At 39.3% G+C, this 21,671-nt stretch carries 21 protein-coding genes and 1 pseudogene; 15 read left to right on the forward strand and 7 right to left on the reverse strand.

The annotated features are described in order from the left end of the window. The first annotated feature begins 354 nt into the window (after positions 1–354). On the forward strand, positions 355–981 hold the full coding sequence (locus G602_RS25955) for a haloacid dehalogenase-like hydrolase (protein ID WP_049945151.1): 627 nt from the start codon (positions 355–357) through the stop codon (positions 979–981). 130 nt (positions 982–1,111) lie between these two features. Here G602_RS25955 and G602_RS25960 read toward each other — a convergent pair. Then, positions 1,112–1,876: pseudogene (locus G602_RS25960) on the reverse strand (O-acetylhomoserine aminocarboxypropyltransferase/cysteine synthase family protein); the annotation flags it as partial. A gap of 77 nt (positions 1,877–1,953) precedes the next feature. Here G602_RS25960 and G602_RS31800 point away from each other — a divergent pair. The 7 genes from G602_RS31800 (at position 1,954) to G602_RS25970 (ending at position 6,418) form a co-directional block, all read left to right on the forward strand. Then, a complete protein-coding gene (locus tag G602_RS31800; protein ID WP_081675941.1) occupies positions 1,954–2,196 on the forward strand; it encodes an NUDIX domain-containing protein in 243 nt (80 codons plus the stop codon). Beyond that, entirely contained in the window at positions 2,168–2,590 is a 423-nt protein-coding gene (locus G602_RS28830; protein WP_081675943.1) for a prolyl oligopeptidase family serine peptidase, read from the forward strand. Before G602_RS31800 ends, G602_RS28830 begins: the two co-directional genes overlap by 29 nt. Before the next feature lie 64 nt (positions 2,591–2,654). After that, entirely contained in the window at positions 2,655–3,638 is a 984-nt protein-coding gene (locus G602_RS0109255) for a LacI family DNA-binding transcriptional regulator (RefSeq protein ID WP_026658766.1), read from the forward strand. A gap of 198 nt (positions 3,639–3,836) precedes the next feature. Further along, the gene (locus G602_RS0109260; RefSeq protein WP_026658767.1) at positions 3,837–4,394 is read left to right on the forward strand and encodes a hypothetical protein; all 558 of its coding nucleotides are present in this window, start codon (positions 3,837–3,839) and stop codon (positions 4,392–4,394) included. After that, positions 4,394–5,470 carry a glycoside hydrolase family 53 protein gene (locus tag G602_RS0109265; protein ID WP_242835555.1) on the forward strand — a complete coding sequence of 359 codons (1,077 nt, stop codon included), beginning with the start codon at positions 4,394–4,396 and terminating at the stop codon, positions 5,468–5,470. The genes G602_RS0109260 and G602_RS0109265 overlap by 1 nt, the downstream gene beginning before the upstream one ends. A gap of 18 nt (positions 5,471–5,488) precedes the next feature. Continuing rightward, positions 5,489–5,680 (forward strand): hypothetical protein, encoded by a 192-nt coding sequence (locus G602_RS31870; RefSeq protein WP_049945152.1) that lies wholly within the window; start codon positions 5,489–5,491, stop codon positions 5,678–5,680. 6 nt (positions 5,681–5,686) lie between these two features. Further along, entirely contained in the window at positions 5,687–6,418 is a 732-nt protein-coding gene (locus G602_RS25970) for a carbon starvation CstA family protein (RefSeq protein WP_330369113.1), read from the forward strand. Here G602_RS25970 and G602_RS0109275 read toward each other — a convergent pair. Beyond that, complete coding sequence (locus G602_RS0109275) at positions 6,387–6,731, reverse strand: hypothetical protein (RefSeq protein WP_155829765.1); 345 nt, start codon at positions 6,729–6,731, stop codon at positions 6,387–6,389. The genes G602_RS25970 and G602_RS0109275 overlap by 32 nt on opposite strands. Positions 6,732–6,990: 259 nt before the next feature. On the opposite strand from G602_RS0109275, the gene G602_RS0109280 reads away from it, so the two are divergent. After that, on the forward strand, positions 6,991–7,515 hold the full coding sequence (locus tag G602_RS0109280) for an S-ribosylhomocysteine lyase (protein WP_026658771.1): 525 nt from the start codon (positions 6,991–6,993) through the stop codon (positions 7,513–7,515). Positions 7,516–7,599: 84 nt separating this feature from the next. On the opposite strand, the gene G602_RS0109285 is transcribed toward G602_RS0109280, so the two are convergent. After that, positions 7,600–8,472 carry a hypothetical protein gene (locus G602_RS0109285; protein WP_026658772.1) on the reverse strand — a complete coding sequence of 291 codons (873 nt, stop codon included), beginning with the start codon at positions 8,470–8,472 and terminating at the stop codon, positions 7,600–7,602. Positions 8,473–8,854: 382 nt separating this feature from the next. Between G602_RS0109285 and G602_RS0109290 the strand changes: the two genes are divergently transcribed. Then, a complete protein-coding gene (locus G602_RS0109290; RefSeq protein WP_026658773.1) occupies positions 8,855–9,976 on the forward strand; it encodes a hypothetical protein in 1,122 nt (373 codons plus the stop codon). A 167-nt stretch (positions 9,977–10,143) separates the two neighbouring features. Here the strand turns inward: G602_RS0109290 and G602_RS0109295 are convergent, their stop codons facing one another. Both G602_RS0109295 and G602_RS0109300 read right to left on the reverse strand, forming a co-directional pair. After that, positions 10,144–10,563 carry a type II toxin-antitoxin system VapC family toxin gene (locus G602_RS0109295; RefSeq protein WP_026658774.1) on the reverse strand — a complete coding sequence of 140 codons (420 nt, stop codon included), beginning with the start codon at positions 10,561–10,563 and terminating at the stop codon, positions 10,144–10,146. Further along, complete coding sequence (locus tag G602_RS0109300) at positions 10,547–10,789, reverse strand: type II toxin-antitoxin system Phd/YefM family antitoxin (RefSeq protein WP_026658775.1); 243 nt, start codon at positions 10,787–10,789, stop codon at positions 10,547–10,549. Before G602_RS0109300 ends, G602_RS0109295 begins: the two co-directional genes overlap by 17 nt. 466 nt (positions 10,790–11,255) lie before the next feature. Here G602_RS0109300 and G602_RS0109305 point away from each other — a divergent pair, with 466 nt between their 5' ends. After that, entirely contained in the window at positions 11,256–12,392 is a 1,137-nt protein-coding gene (locus G602_RS0109305) for a hypothetical protein (protein ID WP_026658777.1), read from the forward strand. Positions 12,393–12,442: 50 nt separating this feature from the next. Continuing rightward, entirely contained in the window at positions 12,443–13,588 is a 1,146-nt protein-coding gene (locus G602_RS0109310; protein WP_026658778.1) for a hypothetical protein, read from the forward strand. A gap of 72 nt (positions 13,589–13,660) precedes the next feature. Here the strand turns inward: G602_RS0109310 and G602_RS0109315 are convergent, their stop codons facing one another. Further along, on the reverse strand, positions 13,661–15,934 hold the full coding sequence (locus G602_RS0109315; protein WP_026658779.1) for a DUF2339 domain-containing protein: 2,274 nt from the start codon (positions 15,932–15,934) through the stop codon (positions 13,661–13,663). A gap of 128 nt (positions 15,935–16,062) precedes the next feature. On the opposite strand from G602_RS0109315, the gene G602_RS0109320 reads away from it, so the two are divergent. Beyond that, a complete protein-coding gene (locus G602_RS0109320) occupies positions 16,063–17,481 on the forward strand; it encodes an alanine/glycine:cation symporter family protein (RefSeq protein ID WP_026658780.1) in 1,419 nt (472 codons plus the stop codon). A gap of 112 nt (positions 17,482–17,593) precedes the next feature. Here G602_RS0109320 and G602_RS0109325 read toward each other — a convergent pair whose 3' ends face one another. Further along, complete coding sequence (locus G602_RS0109325) at positions 17,594–18,349, reverse strand: helix-turn-helix domain-containing protein (RefSeq protein ID WP_026658781.1); 756 nt, start codon at positions 18,347–18,349, stop codon at positions 17,594–17,596. A gap of 193 nt (positions 18,350–18,542) precedes the next feature. On the opposite strand from G602_RS0109325, the gene G602_RS0109330 reads away from it, so the two are divergent. Beyond that, positions 18,543–20,015 carry a carboxylesterase/lipase family protein gene (locus G602_RS0109330; protein ID WP_026658782.1) on the forward strand — a complete coding sequence of 491 codons (1,473 nt, stop codon included), beginning with the start codon at positions 18,543–18,545 and terminating at the stop codon, positions 20,013–20,015. Positions 20,016–20,243: 228 nt separating this feature from the next. Continuing rightward, on the forward strand, positions 20,244–21,665 hold the full coding sequence (locus tag G602_RS0109335; RefSeq protein ID WP_026658783.1) for an MFS transporter: 1,422 nt from the start codon (positions 20,244–20,246) through the stop codon (positions 21,663–21,665). The last annotated feature ends 6 nt before the right edge of the window (positions 21,666–21,671 follow it).

Here is a 21,671-nt window from a genome sequence, read left to right on the forward strand (position 1 = left end):
GAGAAAATAGACTTCAAGCTAGAAAGCGGCAGGCACCGCTCAACAAAGATGTGGTACTGCCGCCTCTATCACATCCTCATGTTACAACATTTGGATGCATGGGATCTGCCTTACGAATCCGCCCTGAGAAAGTTGGTTTGTAATGTAGCATGATCTCGTAAATATCATACAGCATTCTCAGGCATAGCAACAGTGTTATGTCTATTATTCATGCCCTGTTTTGCATCTTTTTTTCATCTTGGGTAATATTCACTTGTCAAAGTTCAATTGCCAGAATTTAGCTGGCATGATCACTCAAGATTCCGAGAGATCATATAAAAACACCATAAAACATGCACGAAAGAGACTATCCATATGAATGTATATGACTTTGACGGCACAATTTATTATCCGAATTGTACGTTTGATTTTGCGATCTGGTGCATGATAAGACATCCAAAACTTTTAATCACATATTTTCCCAAGATTGCATGGAATGTGGTTTTATACAAGCTGGGAAAGATTCCGCTACATCGTTTAATCAGGAAATTATATGAAAACATAGGAAAAATCGACGATTTCGAAAAGCAGGTAGAGCTGTTTTGGGATAAAAATGAAAACAAGGTAGCACAGTGGTATCTGGACCAGAAAAAGGATGATGACCTTATTATCAGTACTTCTGCTTCCTTTTTAATTGCACCAATAGCAAAGAGGCTTGGTGTTGAGTATGTTGCGACAGAGGTTGATCCTGAGACAGGGGTATATGTCGATAATCTGATGTATGCCAAAGGTAAAGCCAGATACATCATTGACAGAGATTTTCCTGTTATAGAGAATTTCTATTCAGACTCGTTGTCGGATACACCCATTGCTTTATGTGCCGATAATGCATACCTTGTTGTTAACAGAGCCAGAACAATCGTAAACTGGCCGCACCTTGACGAGGCGACCATGAAAAAAGTGAAAAGCAAAATCATTACAGGCTGGACCATACATTTATGAGATATAGTAATCGCCCCAAGTGCATCAACAACTGCACTTGGGGCGATTTTTAGTCAGATTCTCCGCTAGCGTAGCCATATGAACATGCAAGCATGTCCGCCTGGCTTATCCTTTCGTTCGAATAATCCTATTATTTAGCTGCTGCAAAGCCCTTCTCAAGGTCTGCAATTATATCATCAACATGCTCTGTTCCGATAGAAAGTCTGATGGTGCTCTGTGTGATGCCCTGATCAAGAAGCTCCTCATCAGAGAGCTGTGAGTGTGTTGTAGATGCAGGATGGATAACAAGGCTCTTAACATCTGCTACATTTGCAAGCAGTGAAAAGATCTCAAGGTTATCGATGAACTTCCATGCTGCCTCTTTTCCGCCCTTGATCTCAAAGGTGAAGATTGATGCACCTCCGTTAGGGAAGTATTTCTCATAAAGCGCGTGATCCGGGTGATCTGCAAGTGAAAGATGATTAACCTTCTCAACCTGAGGGTGTGAAGCAAGAAATTCCACAACCTTTTTGGTGTTCTCTGTATGTCTGTCGAGGCGAAGAGAAAGGGTTTCAACGCCCTGAAGAAGCATAAATGCATTGAATGGTGAAATTGATGCACCTGTATCTCTAAGAAGAATAGCTCTGATATATGTAACAAAAGCTGTAGGACCTACTGCATCATAGAAGGATACCCCGTGATAGCTGGGGTTGGGAGCTGCGATCTGAGGATAGTTGCCGCTCTCCTTCCAGTTAAATTTTCCTGATTCAACGATAACACCGCCAAGAGTTGTGCCGTGACCGCCGATGAACTTGGTTGCTGAATGAACAACGATATCAGCGCCGTGCTCAATGGGTCTTATAAGATAAGGAGTTCCGAAAGTATTGTCAATTACAAGCGGAAGTCCGTGCTTGTGCTTATTATTCTATTGTATGATTTTCAAGGGGATATATCATAAAAAAGCAGCGAACTGCAAGGGAGAATAGATATTTCATGGAAATAAGGAACTTTTTATTGGGGCAGCTTGATAATATCGAATTTGTCGTAATCTTTACGAAGTACAATGATCAGTGGGTGCTATGCTGGCATAAACGCAGAGGAAGTTACGAAAATCCAGGAGGACACGTGGAAGCTGGTGAAACAGCAATGCAAGCCGCTAGACGTGAGCTATATGAAGAGACAGGCATGCGTCCTGGTGAAGAGATTCATGGAACAGTATGCTACCATAGCCCCTGAAAGGATATACATTTATGGCTACAGCGCGGGAGGCGTTGGATGTCTTGAGATATTAAAGTACCATTCTGAAATGTTTGCTGGTGCTGTTTCCATATGTGGGGCTACGGGATTTAGAGACTTAAGCAATCTTCTGAAAACACCCATATGGCTTATCCATGCAGCTGACGACAATATTGTAAAAGCATCATACAGAGAAAATAGCGTAGTAAGTACTCATCTGGGTTCACGGGATATTTACGCAGAGCTAAAAGACAAACATCCGGATCTCCATTATACAGAATATGAAGCTGGTGATCTTAAGGAAAAGTACGGTATAAATCCTCACTGCAGCTGGGTTCTTGCAGGACGAGATGAACAGGTGAAAGAGTGGCTGTTTTCAAATGAAAGATGTTGATATAATTACCAAAATGTAGTAAATTATTTATTAGATTAGATAAATATTTTACAGAGGAGTCTTCATGGCTACAATTAAGGAGATTGCCGAAATGGTCGGCGTATCCAGCGCAGCAGTATCCAGGGTTCTTAATTATGACGAAGGTATTTCTGTAAGCCCTGAAACTAAAGAAGCGATATTTGCCGCAGCAGAGAAGGTAGGCTATAAGAAAAAGGTTATTTATCCAAAGATAGAAAACGTGGTTCTTCTCTACTGGTGTGAAAAAATAGATGAACTTGAGGATATCTACTATCAGAATTTCAAAAAGGAATTGATAAAGCAGGCGGCCAAGGTCAATATAGACATGACGATAGTAACAAGGGAAGATGGAATGACGGCTATTCCAAAAGGAACAATTGCTTTTATTGCTATCGGATGGATGAACCGTAAGGAGATAAATGCACTCTATAAAATATGCAAAAAAGGCGTATTTATCGGGACATCGCCGGATGAAAAACTTTTTGATGCAGTAAGACCAAACCTTGATTCATTTGTTACTCAGATGGTCGATTACTTTATGGACAATGGCATTACTGATGTTGGATTCGTTGGAGGGACCGATAGAAATATCGATACCGGGGAACCATCCATGGATGTACGAGAGTGGTCCTTTAGACAGAGTATGCTTTATTATGGTCATCTTAATGAGAAGCATATACACATCACGGATTCATTTACTGTAGATGCAGGCTATAAGACAGGTCTTGAGATGGTTAAAAAAGGCGACCTACCGAAGGCAATCTGTGTAGCGTGTGATACATTGTCCGTCGGATTATTACAGGCATTTAATGAAAAAGGTGTAAGCGTACCTGAAAATGTGAAAGTATTTAGCATAAATGATATAAATGTGGCAAGATACGTGTCTCCGCCGCTTACGACATTCCATGTTGATCATGAAGCAATCTGTGAAGCAGCATTGGATCTGCTCCGCAGCAAAGTACTTGGAGGGAGCAAAATCACTAAAACCGTGTTTGTTAACGGGCTTCCGGTAATGAGAAAAAGCACTTGAAAATATAGAAAACATAATTGCTAAAAGCTGTCCTATGGGGCAGCTTTTGTGATTAATAAACAAAAATATACTTGAGCGTTTTAGCATTCCTACAAAACTTATTTACCTGGATTGAATTCTAAAAAGGGGAGTATTATAATTCAAAACAAGTAAAACATTTACTAGTAAATAAATAAATTATTTATCGAAGGATGACATATGAAAAGAAGGATGATCGCTTTAATGCTCACAACAATGGTTTTTGCATTACAGACAGGTTGCGGAAGCGCAAGTAAAGTAAGCGCAGCTAAGCCGGATGATAAAGGGAATTTTATTGTAAATGGAAGTTTTGAAAATCCTGAATTTGATCCCTGGGTAGTTACAAATGTTGATAACGTGACAGAAGAACTTGATGTCTATGATAGGGATACGGATGCTTTTGAAGGTGTTCAGTCACTTCATTTCTATTCTGGTTCTTCTGATGTTAACTTTACGGCAGAGCAGACCATAACAGGTCTTGAAAGTGGAAAGTACAAATTCACAGGACATATCCAGGGTGATAATGCCGGTGATACAGATGGAACAGCCTGCTTCTACGTAGAAGTGGGTGGTGAGAGAACAGAGATACCAGTTTCACTTAATGGATATGTTGCATGGGATACACAGGAATTATCAGGAATAGAAGTTGATGGTCAGGATGTAAAAGTAGGCGTGAAGATTTCTCTTGCACCAGGTGCATGGGGAACAGTTGATGACCTGACACTTGTGAAGGAGTAATGATGCAGTTTATTAAGGGAATGGATGTCTCTATGATAAAAGAGCTCGAAAATCATGGGGCATGTTATTACTTAAAAGGGAATAAAGAAGATATATTCAGCATATTAAAAGAATGCTCAGTAAATATGATAAGGTTAAGACTTTGGAGAGATCCATATAGCAGCGATGGCGAAAGCTATGGCGGAGGAACCAATGATCTTGAAACTACACTTGAACTTGCCAGACGTGCTAAAGAAAATGGTATGCAGGTACTTCTGGATATACATTACAGTGATTTTTGGGCAGATCCTGCAAAGCAGGTCAAACCCAAGGCATGGTCAAAGATAAGCGGAGCAGAGCTTGAAGGAACAGTGTATGGTTATACGGCACTGGTTCTTAAGGAGTTTAAGAAGAACGATCTTATACCGGAGATGATACAGATCGGGAATGAGATAACAAAAGGACTTCTGTGGCCGGATGGACATATAGACAGGGTTTCCAATATGGCAAGACTTCTTAAAGCAGGAATAAAAGCTGCAAGGCATGTCTGTCCTGAGAGCAAGATAGTATTACACCTCGATTTTGGGACAAATAATGAGCTCTACAGGGACTGGTTTAAGGCACTGGAACCTTATAATATAGACTATGATGTTATAGGAATGTCATATTATCCACACTGGAATGGAAGCATCAAAGAACTTGTTGATAATATGAATGACATAAGCAAAAGATATGATAAGGATGTAATCGTAGCAGAGACATCAATAGGCTATACTCTTGATGATCTTGGATGCAAAGGTATTGTTTACGGAGAGAACGAAGAGAAGGCTACAGGATATCCCGCATCACAAGAGGGGCAGGCAAAGTTCCTCAAAGATCTCTATGAAGCAGTAAGAGGAGTTAGTGACAATCATGGAATAGGAGTTTTTTACTGGGAACCGGAATGGCTTCCTATCCCTGATTGTACGTGGGGAAGTCCTAAAGGCTGTGATTACATGCATGATCCCGTGGAAGCAGGGAATGCAATGGCTAATCAGGCATTGTTTGATAAAAACGGTAATGCTAATGAGGCACTGCTGGCACTTGCTGGTATGTGATATTAAAGGAGCTTCAAAATGAAATCATTAATACTTTCGTTTTGTGTTTTAATAATTGGCTATTTAAGTTACGGAAAAATAGTTGAGAAGATTTTTGGCGTAGTACTGATAGTTATGGCTATTGGTATATTAGGGGGAATCATTGTCGGGGGATATTCTGTCCCTGAGATTGAATTTAGGGATCTGCATCCGGATGGGCTTCCTATCTGACCGTATATGTTTATAACCGTGGTTTGTGGAGCTATATCCGGTTTTCATGCGACTCAATCTCCAATGATGTCAAAATGCATATCTTCCGAGCGGGAGGGAAGAAAAGTATTCTACGGTGCGATGCTGACAGAATCTGTTATAGCATTGACCTGGGCGGCTGCAGGAGTTGCCTTCTATGGTGAAACGGGAGCCCTTAGTGAAGCTTTATCAGGACTTGGACAATCAGGCGTAGTTTATGATATTTCAACCGGAATGCTTGGCACAGTTGGTGGTGTACTGGCAATAATAGGCGTTGTGGCATGCCCCATAACTTCTGGAGATACTGCGTTTAGAAGCGCAAGGCTGATACTTGGCGAGATAACGGGCCTTGAACAAAAGCCAATAAAGAATCGTCTTTATATTACACTGCCGCTTCTGACTGTAGGAGCATTTCTTACGCAGTTGGATTTCAATGTTTTGTGGAGATATTTCTCATGGAGCAACCAGACACTGGCAATGGTAAGCCTTTGGGTTGCAACTGCATATTTTCTGAAAAAAGATAACAAGTGGTATCACAGCCTGATTACAGCATTTCCTGCAACCTTTATGTCAGCTGTCAGTTTGACATATATTTTAATGGCAAAAGAGGGATTTGGGCTCAGCAGTAGTATTGCGTATCCGGCTGGAATATTCTTTGCTGCAGCTTGCTTTGGAATATATGCATTTTTCATGAAGAAAGGTCGTAACTCCGGTAAATAACGGTTGTATGACACATATTTGTGTTTATTACTTTGCCGATGGTGTTTAGCGCATTAACCCTATGTCTTACAGCTCCTATAACAAGAGCAAGTAGCAGCACGATAAAGAGAACAACACCAATAAGACGTTTTCCCCTAAAAAAGCCTTTGTTTACAAGAAAATGAATAAGGGCGATAAAAATAAAAACACCAGCTACTATAACTAGTGCCGGAAGCAGGAGCTGCATAATTAAAGCCGCAATATGGAAATCCACTATGAAAAGTGCTCCTGCAGCCAGAATAATGATAAGTCCTAGTGTTAGCAGAATTTGCACATACGGATTGCTCCATAGCTTTTTTTCAGTGAGAAATACAATGCAAATAAGTGGAAGAAAAACAAGACATACATAAAACAACAGATTCAGTAGCTGCATAAAGTATTATGTGACCGATTAACCCCAAATGATCACGTGCCCCCTTCGTTCTTTTCTCATAGTATAGACGTTATGAGAGGAAAAATAAAGAAATATGCCCTTTATTGTTAAGGATAGTGTATAGTATAGACATAATGACATTTTTGATTGGAGGTATAAGATGGATTTAATACCGAGTTTTTCAGTTGATCACACAAAAATAATCCCCGGGATTTTTATAAGCAGACAGGATGTGCTGGGGGACAAAATCATTACAACCTATGACGTAAGAGTTACAAAGCCCAATAAGGAGCCTGCAGTGGATGTGGCTGCAATGCATACACTGGAGCATCTCATTGCAACTTATCTTCGCAATGATCCTGATTGGAAGGATGAAGTAATCTATTGGGGACCTATGGGATGCCTTACAGGATTTTATCTTATTCTGAAGGGAAATCGTGCTCCCAAGGAGATTCATGATCTTCTTCTTAGAGCTTTCAAATCTGTAGCAGACGCAGACAGCGTTCCGGGCTCCAACGAGGAGAACTGTGGAAACTACCTTATGCATAACCTCTGGCTTGCGAAGTGGCACGCTGAAAGGTTTGCTGACTACCTCGAGAAGAACGCAGATAATCAGGCTATATTTGAGTATCCTCAGTCAGACAGACTGGTTACCGATGATGGTCGTCAGTTCTTCGATTCATAAAAGTGAAGATGGAAATCCGATATGATGTGATTTAAAGGGGCTGTCGCTATAGATGATTAATCATCTAGGCGAAGCCTTTTTTCGTTAATTACCAGCTATATGCTGACTTTCTTTAAGTCCAAGCTCTGATACAATATCACTTTTGTCTGTGAGACCTGTGTAGTATGCGGTTAAGCTGCTGACTTTGTTGGTGATTCTGTCATAATGATATTTTCCACTACGCCGGTCAGAGCAGGTATACATGATTTCGTTAGGATAATTACGCTCTATATATTGCAGGGCCTTTTTATCAATACTATAGTATTCGTCACATTGGTACAGGTCAGGTGCTCCAAAGGTGTGAAGCATCTCATGTGCATATACAGCAGGACAATTGGCCTCAACATCGTCAATTGTAAAAAGATATACTACCTCATAGGGATATTTCATGCCCTCGTACCAGTCTCTTGTACTGGTGGTGGAGCGGTTTTTATAATCTGTGTTCATGATATAGAAAAATATCAGGTTGTCAGCATCATATTTCTCCATCAAAGCATCTGTATCAATGTTTTTGTGAATATACTTCATGACAATATCGTCGCGCATATACTGATCGGACATATCGTAGTCAAGAGAAACCTGATAGCACAGATCCGGGTTCTCATAGAAATCTGTAATAAACTCCGATGATATATCATAGGCGGCTGCTGCATCTTCAATAAAATCACCTGCTATTTTTAAGTAGCGGTTTACTTTATCTTTTGTGTTCAGATCAATATCAGAATCAAAATCCCACGTATAGTCCTCATAATCTCCAAAGATGCTTACCACAATGGTTCTGCCTGCGGGAGTGTCAGCCGTTCCATGAGGAAATTGCAGAGAATATTTCATTGGGGGATTAAATAAATCGAGAGCCGCAGTCAGCATGGTCAATAAAAACGATAACCATGCCAGGAAAACTCTAAAAGCTTGTAGCATAAATCAGTACCTCTTTTTTTGATGCAGAGTATATGATACATCATTTTTGATGTGAGTGGTAGGTTTTTGGTCTTTGAGTGCCGGTAGGGGCTATATTATTACTTGTCCAATCATAAGTTTGCGAAAATATGAATATTAGTGCGCACAAATTATCGAAAGTTGGTGAATTGCTCAATATTATTGCGAATATTATGATAAAAACTGTAATCCTATAAAATGGCAATATAGACGCTATTAAAGACATTATACTGAGTTTATATAATGCCTAAAAACCGCCATTTAAGCGGCTTGACAAATTTTTGATGGGTGATACAATCATAGTAGTCACGAGGAAACGGTTACGGTAAACCGTGTAAAGAATTTTTATGAAGGAGGCTTTTGTATGAAGGGATTAAAACAATTTGGGGCAATGGCACTTGCTGCAGCGCTTACTGTTACGTTAGTAGCGCCTATCAGTGCAAATGCAGAGGTTATTTCAGAGTACGAATATGATGCTAATGGTAGGAAGACCAATACCAAGTATACGAATGAAGATACTGGTGAGTCGATAAATACAAGGGATTACGATAAGTATGAGGGGCCGACTGCCTCTGCAGTAGCATCTGAGAGAACTGCTTTATCAATATGCACAAATTCTTATACTGAATATCTTACATTTGCCACAACAACCGATGTTGCAAAGTTTACTAACTTTAAGTCCAATAAAAAAGCTCTTAAGGTTAAGGTGATTAAGAAAGAGGAATATACGGATCCTTCCAATCCTAAGTCATCTTCGTGGGTAAATTATTTTGATAAAGATGGTAACGGCTATTACAGGAATGTAGATGGTAAGACTGTTAAGGTTGAAGCAGCAAAGCTTGCAACAGATATGCCTAAAGGATATGACTATGGTTCTTATAAAGTTAGATTCTTCACAAAGAAGGCAGGAAAATATAAGGTTACATACGATGCAGTTCTTAAGAATGGAACAACCGTAAAAAAGACATTAATGATTTATGCTAAAGAAAATGGTACAGCTATTAAGTCAGTTACATTTGCAGGGAAAGATATTTACACTTCACATGATGAAAAGGAAGCATCAAAGAATAATCTTTGGACAAAGGGTTCAGGTACCAATGTAACTACAGCTAAGTCCGGCAAGATTAAAGTTACCATGGCAAGCAAAGACTTTAAACTTAAGAAGATTGAGGTAGGTACACCTGTTGTTGATTCTGCTACAGATAAATATGGTAATAAGTCCATATTTTATAAGAAGAATCCAGCATCCAGCCTTGACCCTGCTAATGGAGAAGGATATTATACATGGAAAAAGGTTAAGAATGGTAAGAAGATTAAGCTTAGTAAGGTAGATACTTCATCAGTAGGCGATAGTTATGATGCTAGTCATACAGTTTATGAATCAAAGGGAGTAATGACAGAGACAAAAATAAGAATTACATATTATGATAAGAAGAATAAGACAACTCATAGACAAGTACTTACTCTCTATAGAATTCAGAAATAATCTGTTATAGTTTATATCAGGAATATATCATATTTTTATTTACGTTATAAGTAATTGTTTTGATTCGTGACAAAGTTAAATCTTTATACTACAATCCCCGGAACATTATTGTTCCGGGGATTATTATGTGCTTCATGAGCCGTGGTGCATGGCTATTTCATTTTTATTCAATCATCAAATTCTACGCGATTCAGCAATTCTTCCGGAGTATATGCTGGAATTGGACTCTTGATGAAGTCCTTTACATTTCTTGTGATAATAAAATCAGCTGTTATTCTTTTTGCAGTCTGAATCTGAACAGCATCTTCAAAATCTTTTAACTGCATTTCAAGTGCATTTTTAACGTCTTCCTCTGTAAGATCTTCAAAAGTGAATATCAGAGAAAGTGCTTTGTAGATATTGTCTATCTTTTCAGGAGAAAGCTCTTTTCTCATGATATAAATCAAATTCATAAATGTAAGCACGGAAACATATCCGGTAACTTTTCCGGTTTCACATAGCTTCCATATAAGTGATGAATATTTATAATGCGGCGCTCTTTTTTGAAGTACATCGAGCAGTATATTTGCATCAATCAGTAATTTCATATTTCTCTCTTAAAGCTTCCTCTCTGGCATCATTGTAGTCATAATTACCCTTAAGAATTCCTGTAAGAGAATCTGTAAGATATGATACGGTTTTAGCTTTAGGAATTAATCGACCTACTTCCTGACCGTTCTTTGTTATGATAACTTCATTTCCATTTATGACCATCTGAAGATATTTTCCAAACTGATTTTTCATTTCTGTAGCAGTTGCTATTGCTTCGACCATAATAACAACCTCCTTTCATATTAGCTAATTCGATTGTAACATATATTAGCTAATATTCAATCATGTCGCTACTTTTTTCGGAATAGTTGTATATTGCTCATAGCTGCGATAATTATTGTTTTCTCAATTGTAATGATTATCAACAACTATGACCCAGGCAAAGACAGTCAAACCATATAGATAAATGATGCTATATGAGGATCAATTAAGAAAAATTTAATATTATAAAATTTTTCTTTTGACAATCATAAATTGTTTGTATTGAATTGTGAAAAATTGTGTTTTTATCACGCTTTTATAATAAACGTAATTATAAACATTTTATAAATAATATTAAAAGCCTTAATTATGGCGTAATAGCCGTGTTGACACGAAAAATCCATCCCGTAGAATAATAATTGTCACGTGGTGGCGTCAACGGAAAGACGTCAACATATCTTAATTCTTATGTTGGAGGTAATTTCATATGAGGAAAATTTCTAAACTCAGTGCTACTGCGCTCGCAATGGCACTCTCAATCACTTTGATTGCGCCTTTAAGCGCAAATGCCCAGGTTATAAGAACTTGGGAAAATGATGATAAGGGTTTTCAAAAAGACACTTACACAAATGAGGATACAAAGAAGAGCCTTTCTGAAAAGGATGGATTCTATACTGCGAGACGTAATTACGATCCTCTCACAGGCGAAACAATCGATGGAATCAGATTTGCGCTTGAATCAGAATTGAAGACAAAGACAATAGCTACTAAGTCTTACAATGAGACGGAGCTTTTTGTTACATCAGCAGATACTGCAAAGTTGGAAAACTTTAAGTCAAATAAGAAGGGATTAAAAGTAAAAGTTATCAGCAAGTATGAATATACTGATCCATCAGAAATAAAGGCACCTTTTTATGATTATGTAGATAAAGAAGAACATGCATACTATAAAAATATAAACGGTGAAATAATACAAGATGGCAGCGAGGATCATAAGAGCTGCCCTAAAGGTGCTGATTTTGGCAGTTATATTGTAAGATTTTATGCAAAGAAGGCTGGAACATATAAAGTTAGCTATGATGCAAAGCTTAAGGATGGAACAACTGTTAAAAAGAAATTTAAGGTTATTGCTAAGGAAGATGGTGCTGCTATCAAGAGTGTAACCTTTGGTGGACAGCTTTTAGATGTAACAGTTGATACAGACTCATTCGATAAATCTGACAGAGTATGGGCAAAAGGCTATGGTATTAATACGACTTCAAAGAAGTCCGGAAAGATCAGGGTTACAATGAATAAAGATTTCAAGCTTAAGAAGATTGAAATCGGAACACCTTCTATACAAAAGACAGAGGATATTGACAGAAAGATTGTCGGCTATACACCTGCAAATTCAGAAGTGGATATGGTAGACGGTGAGATTACATGCACTTGGAAGAAAGTAAAGAATGGTAAAAAGATTAAACTGAGCGAGGTTGATGAGGCAGAAGTAGGTGTTTATAGCAAGGACACTACTTTTTCAAAGAAGTCTACAGCGACAATTACATATATAAGAATTACTTATTACGATAAGAAAAATAAAGAGACTAAGAGAGCTTATCTTACAATTGAAAAGACTCAGAAGTGATCAATAAAACCATACAAAGTAAAAATGTCTTATGACGGAGGTAAATATATATGAGAAATATCGCAAAAATAGGTGCCAGTGCATTGGCAATGGCGCTTTCTATCACAATGATTGCGCCAATCAGCGCAAATGCGGAAGTTATAGCAACATGGGAATATGATGAGAATGGGAAAGAGAAAAATTATACTTTTACCAACGAGGATACAAAGGTTAGTTATTCTGAGAAGGATGGATATAAAATTATTCAAGAGAGTGAGGAATGGGAATACATAGACTTTACTGAGTCATATGGGACTTGGGCAGATATTTATAAGTCAGAACTTAAGGTAAAGACAATATCGACGAAGTCTTATAATGAGACTGAGACGTTTACGACATCACTTGATGTGGCAAGATTTGAAAATTTTAAGTCTAATAAGGATGGGCTCAAGGTAAAAGTGATTTCTAGGCAGGAATATAATGATCCGACTCCGGTGGCAGAAAAAACATATATGTGCAATTTTATTGATAAGGATGGTAATGCATATTATAGGAATGTTAATGGTGAGATAGTTAAGGTTGAAAAGAAGGATCTGGATACTAAATTACCTAAGGGAACCGATATAGCAACATATGTAGTAAGATTTTATGCAAAGAAGGCTGGAACATATAAAGTAAGCTATGATGCAAAGCTTAAGGATGGAACAACTGTTAAAAAGACATTTAAGGTTATTGCCAAGGAAGATGGTTCTGCAATTAAGAGTGTGACCTTTGGGGGACAGCTTTTAGATGTAACAGTTGGTACTGATTCATTCGATAAATCTGACAGAGTATGGACAAAGGGCTATGGTATAAATACAACTTCAAAGAAGTCTGGAAAAATAAGGGTTACAATGAATAAAGACTTCAAGCTTAAAAAGATCGAGGTTGGAACGCCTGTTATGATTACTAAGGATGAGGATGGTTATCTTACAAGACGTCTGGCATATAAAACATCTACAATTCACGACGGTGTTTATACATGGAAGAAAGTTGAGAATGGAAAGAAGATTAAGCTTTCTAAGGTGGATACGTCTACACATAGTATTGACAAAAAGACGGAATCTATTCAGGAGAAACAGACGTTTACAGTTACTCTTATCAGAATAACATATTATGATAAGAAGAATAAGACTACAGAGAGAGCATATATTCCGATTTCAAAAGTACAGAAGTAATTAGCGTTGCTTTGTCAGGGGCTGTCGCTCCGGATGATTGAACATCTGGGCGACGCCCTTTTTCATGCTTATTTAATATTCATTCTTTTCAAAATAGTTGTATATTGCGCTGATTCCAAAGCACAATATTCCGCTTACAAGGAAGCTAAGGGCGTGGCCAAGGGTGTTGGCATAACTGATATCTATCATGACGAACTTTGCAACGCAGATCATAGATAGCACCAAACCATAAATACGAAGCTCTTTTGCGCCAAATTTTTTGCTGAATCCAACCACGATACAGATGATGGCAAATAACAGCATTACGACGCTTATAATGTAATGTTTAGCGTCATAGCTAAGAAGAGCAGCAAGGATGACTACTCCCAGCTTAATGCCGGCATAGAGCTTCTCCTGAGACTTACTGCCGAGGTGTCTGCGGACGTTTAGCATAGCGAGAGCTGCTGTGAAAGCCACACTTAGAGCGTGTGTCACAGGCGCTTTATCAAGATTAAACATGTTGAAAAGTGATATTACAAGGAGCAGGCCGTTGATTATATCCAGTGTAAGTCTGATATTGGAGCTTTCATTGCCCTCCTTGTCTCTATACAGCTTTAGAATGACTGCCACTGCATTAACAATACCAATTGGTATTATAATGAATTGAGCAAGCTCGGAGCCTGATTTTTCAAAGATTCCCTCAAATATTGCATATGACAGGTGACCAAGAGTAACCAGACTGTAGAGGTGAGTAAAGATTTTTCGATCGCTTGATTTGCCGATAATGAAGCATTCTGTAAGGAAGCAAAGGAATGCAAAGCCAAAGGCTATCAGGCAGAAAATAAAGTTCGCTTTTCCCAAAAGCTCCAATACAGTCAGGGAAATTCCAATGGCCAATGCCTGATTCTTGAATAAGTCTTTCTCCTTAATTGTTCCATAGATGAATATAAGTGCTGCCACAATAAAGAATGCTCCGCTGTTATGGAGCTCAATAACCTTGACATAGGTATACATCTCTGTAATAAGCATGGAAAAGCTGATCCAGCCTACAGAAAATAGAACAGGAACCTGATCATTCTCTTTATTCAAGTTAATTATTAACGCTATTTCGCCCACAATGGTTATAAGGATCAGAACAACTACTGTAACAAATGCCTTCTGTGGCATGCTTATTCCAAATCCGATATGGGCAATCAGGATAAGAAATGCGGCCATGGGGGCATAATAATAGCTGCTTTTTTCAAAAGAAATAGTGCCTGCAAAAAGCAGAAAAATGTAGATCAGAGCTGAAAATGCCATTATGATAGCAAATGTTATTGCTGCTTGTGGCGTTTTTCCAAGGCTTCCCATGATTATCAGGGAGAAAACTAAGACAACCACCATGTTAACTATAATCTGTATATTTCGCTGGATTTTGTTGTGCCAAAAGGCAAACTGGTGGGCAGCTGCGCTTATAAGTATATATCCGAGCATGGGAAGTAAGAGGTTTGCATCCTTAAGTCCGGCTGAAAGGCCTACAGCTATGACAAAGCCTGCATTTCCGATAGCTTGAGACAGCTTCTCACCTTTTCCGGGGATGAACAGAACAACTGCTGTCCAAATAAGTAAAAGCACATACATAACAAGGTCATTGAAGGCCTTGAAATAAATTCTTGTGACAAGTACCGAAAGATAGCAGCACCCAAAGCCGCATGCCAAAAGCGCCGTGTAAAAGGTGTTTTCCGGCTTCTTTTTGTGCATGATATAGGAAAATGCAGTAAGTGCTATGCTTACGCCAAACATAAACACAATTTTAAATGTAGTGCCAAGATATGGAATAATAAGGCTCGAAAAGAGAATAAGCGCGATAAAAATGAGAATGCTTGCGAACACTCCCATGAGATGCTTACCAATCCATGATTCATTGATACTTCCTGCATGTGGTTTTGATCCCGGACGATATGTTGGCGGATACCCAGGCTGATACGTTGGCTGAGCTCCCTGCTGATAGGTTCGTTGCGGTTGTGGAGCAATGTTTGGTATAGCAGAGCCAACTTGCTGATTTAGAGGCTGCTGTTGTTCTACAGCCTGCTGATTTACCTGGGGCTGCGGGTTTGCAGTCTGTTGCTGATTTACCGGTTGTTGCTGCCATGCAGGCTGATAAGTAGGCGCGTATGCCGGCTTTGCCTGATTACTGTAGCCCGGCTGAGCGTATGTCTGATTATATACCGGCTGCTGCGCAGGTATGCTATTACGATTTGCTTCGTTTATAATTGTAGCCTTGAGTTCTCTGACTGTGTCCTGTGCATGATCAAGGCCGTACTGTATATCTGCCACCTGGCGTCTAAGATCCGCCAGTTCCTGTTCTAATTCCTCAATTTTCCCCATGTTATTCCCTCCAACATTAAACAGTATAACACATGTAACGGAATGTTTATGCTTATTTAATTGTAAATAGCATCACCAAATCGTAAAATTGTAGGTAATATGAAATAAATATAACCAGGGGTAGATAAATGAGTATTGTGTCAGCAATAGAGCGCATTGATAGTTTTTTATGGGGGTGGCCGATGATTATCCTGTTATTGGGCACCCATTTTTTCATGACTTTTAAGACGGGATTCATACAAAAAGATATCTTTAAGGCAATAAAGCTTTCTGTAACAAAGGATCCGGAAGCACCAGGGGATGTATCCCAGTTTGGAGCGCTTACAACTGCGCTGGCGTCCACTGTTGGAACAGGAAACATTATAGGAGTGGGAACGGCCATTTCTCTGGGAGGCCCCGGGGCAGTGTTTTGGATGTGGCTTACAGGCATTTTTGGAATGGCCACAAAGTATGCAGAGACAATAATTGCGCTGAAATATCGCGTAAAGAGTGAAGACGGAACCATGCTCGGCGGAGCAATGTATGCTTTGCATAGAGGACTTAAGCTAAAGTGGCTGGGAATAGTATTTGCTTTGCTTGCATCTGTTTGCGGACTTGGTATAGGATGCTCTGTTCAGGCTAATGCTGTAGCTTCAAATGTAAGGCAGAATTTTGCTACGAATGAAGCTTCAGGGCGAATGCTTACGTATATTACAGCGGCGGTACTTTGCACATTAGTGGGAATTGTCATCATAGGTGGTGTAAAGTCCATTACAAAAGTATCTGAAAAGCTTGTTCCTTTTATGGCTGTGTTTTATGTTATTGGCTGTTTAATAATACTGGTAATAAATGCAGATGTTATGGATGATACAATTATCACTATAGTTTCCGCAGCATTTTCTACAAGAGCTGCAGGTGGCGGATTTATCGGAGGCAGCATAGCTACTGCATGCCGGTTTGGAATTGCAAGAGGGCTTTTTTCCAATGAATCCGGAATGGGTTCCGCACCACTCGTTGCAGCAGCCGCACAGACCAGAAATGCCAAGAGACAGGCGCTTGTTTCCATGACAGGAACCTTTTGGGATACCGTTGTACTCTGTCTTATGACAGGGCTTGTGCTGGTCTCAAGTATCATCAAGCATCCATTTATAGATGGGGCAAGTGGTGATGGCTCTGAGCTGTCATCCCTGGCTTTTTCCATTATTCCGTATATAGGCAGGCCGGTACTTGTATTTGGGCTTATTACATTCACGTTTTCAACTATGCTGGGATGGTATTACTACGGCGAGCGATGTGCAGTGTATTTGTTTGGAGAGAAAAGTATTCCAGTATACAAAATTTTATGGATAGGTGGAATCCTTGTCGGGGCTTTAGTAGATCTTAATACAATTTGGGGAGTGGCAGATATCCTGAACGGTCTTATGGCAGTCCCGAATATTGTGGCAGTTCTTCTACTTTCAGGAACAATAGCGCAAGAGACAAAAAAGTATACAGGAAAACATATTGATGATAAGGATGAATCAAAGGTTCCGATCATCAAAAATTCAAAGAAAGGAGTTCTTTTTTAGAGTAAAGGAAGAACTGGGAGAATGGCATGAAAAACGCGTGAAATATCTATTTTTAAGGATGAAGTCACACTATAATGAATAAATATCGACGAAAAAACGTTCTAAAATCTGCCTATGGCGTCCAGTCTATAGATTGATATTGCTTACGAAAAGCTGCGGGGGTGATACCTCGCAGTTTTTTAAATGCCTGCCCAAAATAACTTTGGGAAGGAAAATTAACGTACTGCGCAATGCGTGACAGGCTTTCATCGGAGAAACGCAGAAGATTGGCGGCTCTGTCTACCCGTATTCGGACAAGATAATCCTGAATATTCTCTCCTGTTTCAGATTTAAATAGTCTCGATAAATAGCTGGGACTAATTCCTAAAAGCTCTGCGATCTCATCAAGATAGATTTTCTCTCTATAGTGTTTTTCTATATAATCCATACATTGTCTGGTATAAATGGAATATTGTCTTGATTTTATACCATCAGAAACCAGATTCGTGAGATCTCTGATAGCATCATCGCGAAGTGTCAGCATTGATTCGGAATCGCTAAAGTGATCAGTACGGCGAATATAATAACCGCTTATTCTGAAAGCATCCTTTGGAGGAAGTCCACCTTCAATTGCTGCACGAGAACATAGTGAAATGCCTATTATGGCAACTTTTTTCCAGTGCTCAAGCTCATTTGTGGAGAGCCTGCCTGAGTCGTTATCCATAAGATGTGAGAGCTCAATCGCGGTATCAGTGTGCCCCTCACGAACAGCATCCATAAGACTCTGCTCCTGATTATAAGTGTGTCTCCAGGTCTCTTCATAGTCATCGATTTCTTCCTCTGCAATAAGAAATCGGTTCATGTCTTTGCTGTTCCTGGATTTTGCCATAGGGAGTCCTCCGCGATCATCTTCTGATAAAATCAAGATACCACAAAATAAATACAAAAGATACAAAATTAGGATATTAGTGTATGCATTTATGAATTATACTTGGGTGAAAACAAGTTATTATCACATCGGATTATGAGTTAAAAAATACAATTATAAAGTGGATACCCCGGCATTATTAAGGAGGGACAAGATGCAGAAAAATATTATAACAACTACTTTGGGACAGGTTCAGGGATACGAGGAAAATGGAATTATCAGGTACCTGGGAATACCGTATGCTGAACCGCCTATTGGACAGCTTAGGTTTAAGAGAGCTGTCAAAAAGCAGCCATGGAAGGGTACTTTTTGTGCCAGGGAGTATGGTAATGCACCGATTCAATTGAACAATGGCCATGTAATGGGAGATGAGGACTGCCTGACTGTAAATGTGGAAAGACCGGTCGGCGGTGAAAAACTGCCTGTTTTCATATGGATTTATGGTGGTGGTTATAACACAGGCTATACCTCAGACCCTATGTACACAGGGGAGGCCTTTGCTAAAGACGGAATATTGTTCTTCTCATTCAATTATAGGACTAACGTACTGGGATTCTATGATTTTACAACTTATCCCGGATGTGAGGATTTTGAATCAAACTGTGGCCTGTCAGATCAGATAATGGCTTTCAATTTTATATATGATAATGTTGAAGCTTTTGGCGGAGACCCTGAAAGAATAACTATTGCGGGTGAGTCTGCCGGCGGAGCTTCTGTTGTGAATATGCTTGCGTGCCCCGGAGTTAAGGGAAAGTTCACGCAGGCAATAGTTCAGAGCGGACTCCCTAATTGTGTGATGACGCATAATATGGCACGTGAAAACATCGATCTTTTTCTTGAAGGGATGCACTGGACAGAAAAGGACTTGGCAAAGCTTCGTACCGATGACCCAAGAATGTTTTTGTTTGGAAATGAGTATGTCGCAGCAAAGCACCAGTATAAAAATCCCGGAATGTTCTTACCGGGGCCTGTACAGGATGATCTTATGCCGGTAAGACCTTTAGATGCCATTCGCGGAGGCTCTGCAGAAGGCGTAAAGCTGATAATAGGTACAAATAAAGATGAAGGAACCATGTTTGTACATCCTGAGAATACGGGTTTTCCCAACAGCTGGACGATGATCACGGAGATGCTTGAAAAAAATGCTAATATATCGTCATTACCTAAAATAGTGGATTATTATCATCCTTCCGAAGAGGATTCTTTTATACGTTTCGCAACTGACTATGCTTTTGAAGTGCCTTCTGTTAAGGTTGCCATGGCACAGAAAAAGTACACAGAGGATGTCTGGATGTACAGATATGAGCTGGTAACAAAATCCGGAGAAGCTACAGGATGGAAAGCATCTCATGCCTTTGAACTTCCTGCGGTATTTGTAAAGCCTGAGCATGAATTTGCGAAATTTGTCTATGATGGTGAAATAACAGGCGTTTTTGAACAGATTTCATCAGAAATGCACGGAGAATGGGTGAATTTTATAAAAAAAGGAAATCCTTCAGGAGAATGGGACAGATTTGAAGGCGCAAAGTCTCCAGTGCGCATATATGACAGAAAGAGCAGAACAGAAATCCTTGACAGAACAGTTCTTATGAAGGTATGGGGTGACATGCGCTTTTATGAAGCATAAATCTTAGAATAGTTTTGTTTATCTTAGAATAGTATTGTTTTTACGATCTCTCTATTGTGGTGAATAACTGCGATAGAGAGTTTTTTATTTCATACGAGGAAATTCCTATGAGATAAAAAATGTCAAAATATGAACATAGAAAACAATATAAAGATATTTACATGGTCTGAAAAATTCTAAACTACGACTATCAGATGAATTATGTTCAACATATATGGGAGGTAACTTATGTTAGATTTAGCAACAAAACACAATGACCCGGATAAGGTTCTGGGATGGAATGAAAGAATAGGCTATGGAACTGCGGCCTTTGGCTGGAACATGATCAATGGTATTATAGGTACATTTCTGACAGTCTATTTTACCAATGTGGCATTTCTAAATGTGGCAATCATCTCTACGCTGATAGCGGTATCAAAGGTATTTGACGGAGTATCCGACCTGATTGTAGGAAGAATTGTTGATAAGACAAATTCAAGCCTCGGTAAGGCAAGAATATGGCTCCTTAGAATGTGCATTCCCTTTGGAATTTCTACAGTTCTTCTTTTTTCGGTACCGGCTTCTCTTCCTGAGGCAGTTAAGTATGTATATGTTTTTATCATGTATAACATCGTTAATGCTGTGTGCCTTACTTTTATGCAGGTTCCTTTTTACTCACTCATATCTCTGCTTACAAGGAATGCATATGAGAGAGGCTTTTTGGGGAATATCCAGCAGATTTTCCAGACACTTGGCAATGTATTTGTAAATGCGGTTTTCACTGTAATGCTCACATATTTTTCAGGAGCTGTTGAGGTTCCGGGAACATATACTCAGGGGGCTTATACAATAACGGTTGGTATTCTATGCGCAATAATGGTAGTAGCAAGCATCATTACTGTATTTACCACAAAAGAAAGAGTGAATGAAACACAAGCGCGCCACGAGGATAAAAAGACAGAAGATAGTGTCAGCACCTGGACTGCTATCAAAGCACTTTTATCCAACAAGTATTGGGTCATGATGTTCTTTGCAATGCTTGTTATATTTTTTGTAATCATTTTTTATTCAATAGGTGGCGTTTACTATGCTATTTATGTATTTGGTGATATGGGCCAGATCTCATGGATGAATAATGCAATCTCAATAGCGCAGTTTGCGATAATGTTTGCAACACCATTTTTTATGAAAAAATTTGGAAAGCGTCCTATATATGCACTTGGAATGCTGCTTATGGCTATCGGATTTTTGGGATTTGGTTTTGTGGATACCAGCAAGCCTTTGATGATAGTTTGCAACGTACTTAAGGGAATAGGACTTGGAATGTCAGGTGGTATGGCCATGGGAATCGTTGCGGATGCTATTCTTTACGGACAGCTCAAGACCGGAATCAATGCTGTAGGAATGGGTAATGCGGGTACATCAGCAGCACAGAAGCTGGGACTTGGTCTCGGACAGGCAATCTTCGGATGGGTCATGACTGCAGCGGGCTTTGATGCCACACTGGACGCGCAGGGACTTCCTCAGCCTGAGAGCTTTATAACAGCTATCAAGTTCATGTATAACTATATTCCAATGATAATGTGTGCTGTTATTTTCGTAATGATAGCAGTGTTCTTTAATCTCGACAGGGATTTAAACAAACTTAAAGAGGAAAAAGGCATTGAATAATTGGAT

The organism is Butyrivibrio sp. AC2005, assembly GCF_000424145.1.
GTDB lineage: Bacteria > Bacillota > Clostridia > Lachnospirales > Lachnospiraceae > Butyrivibrio.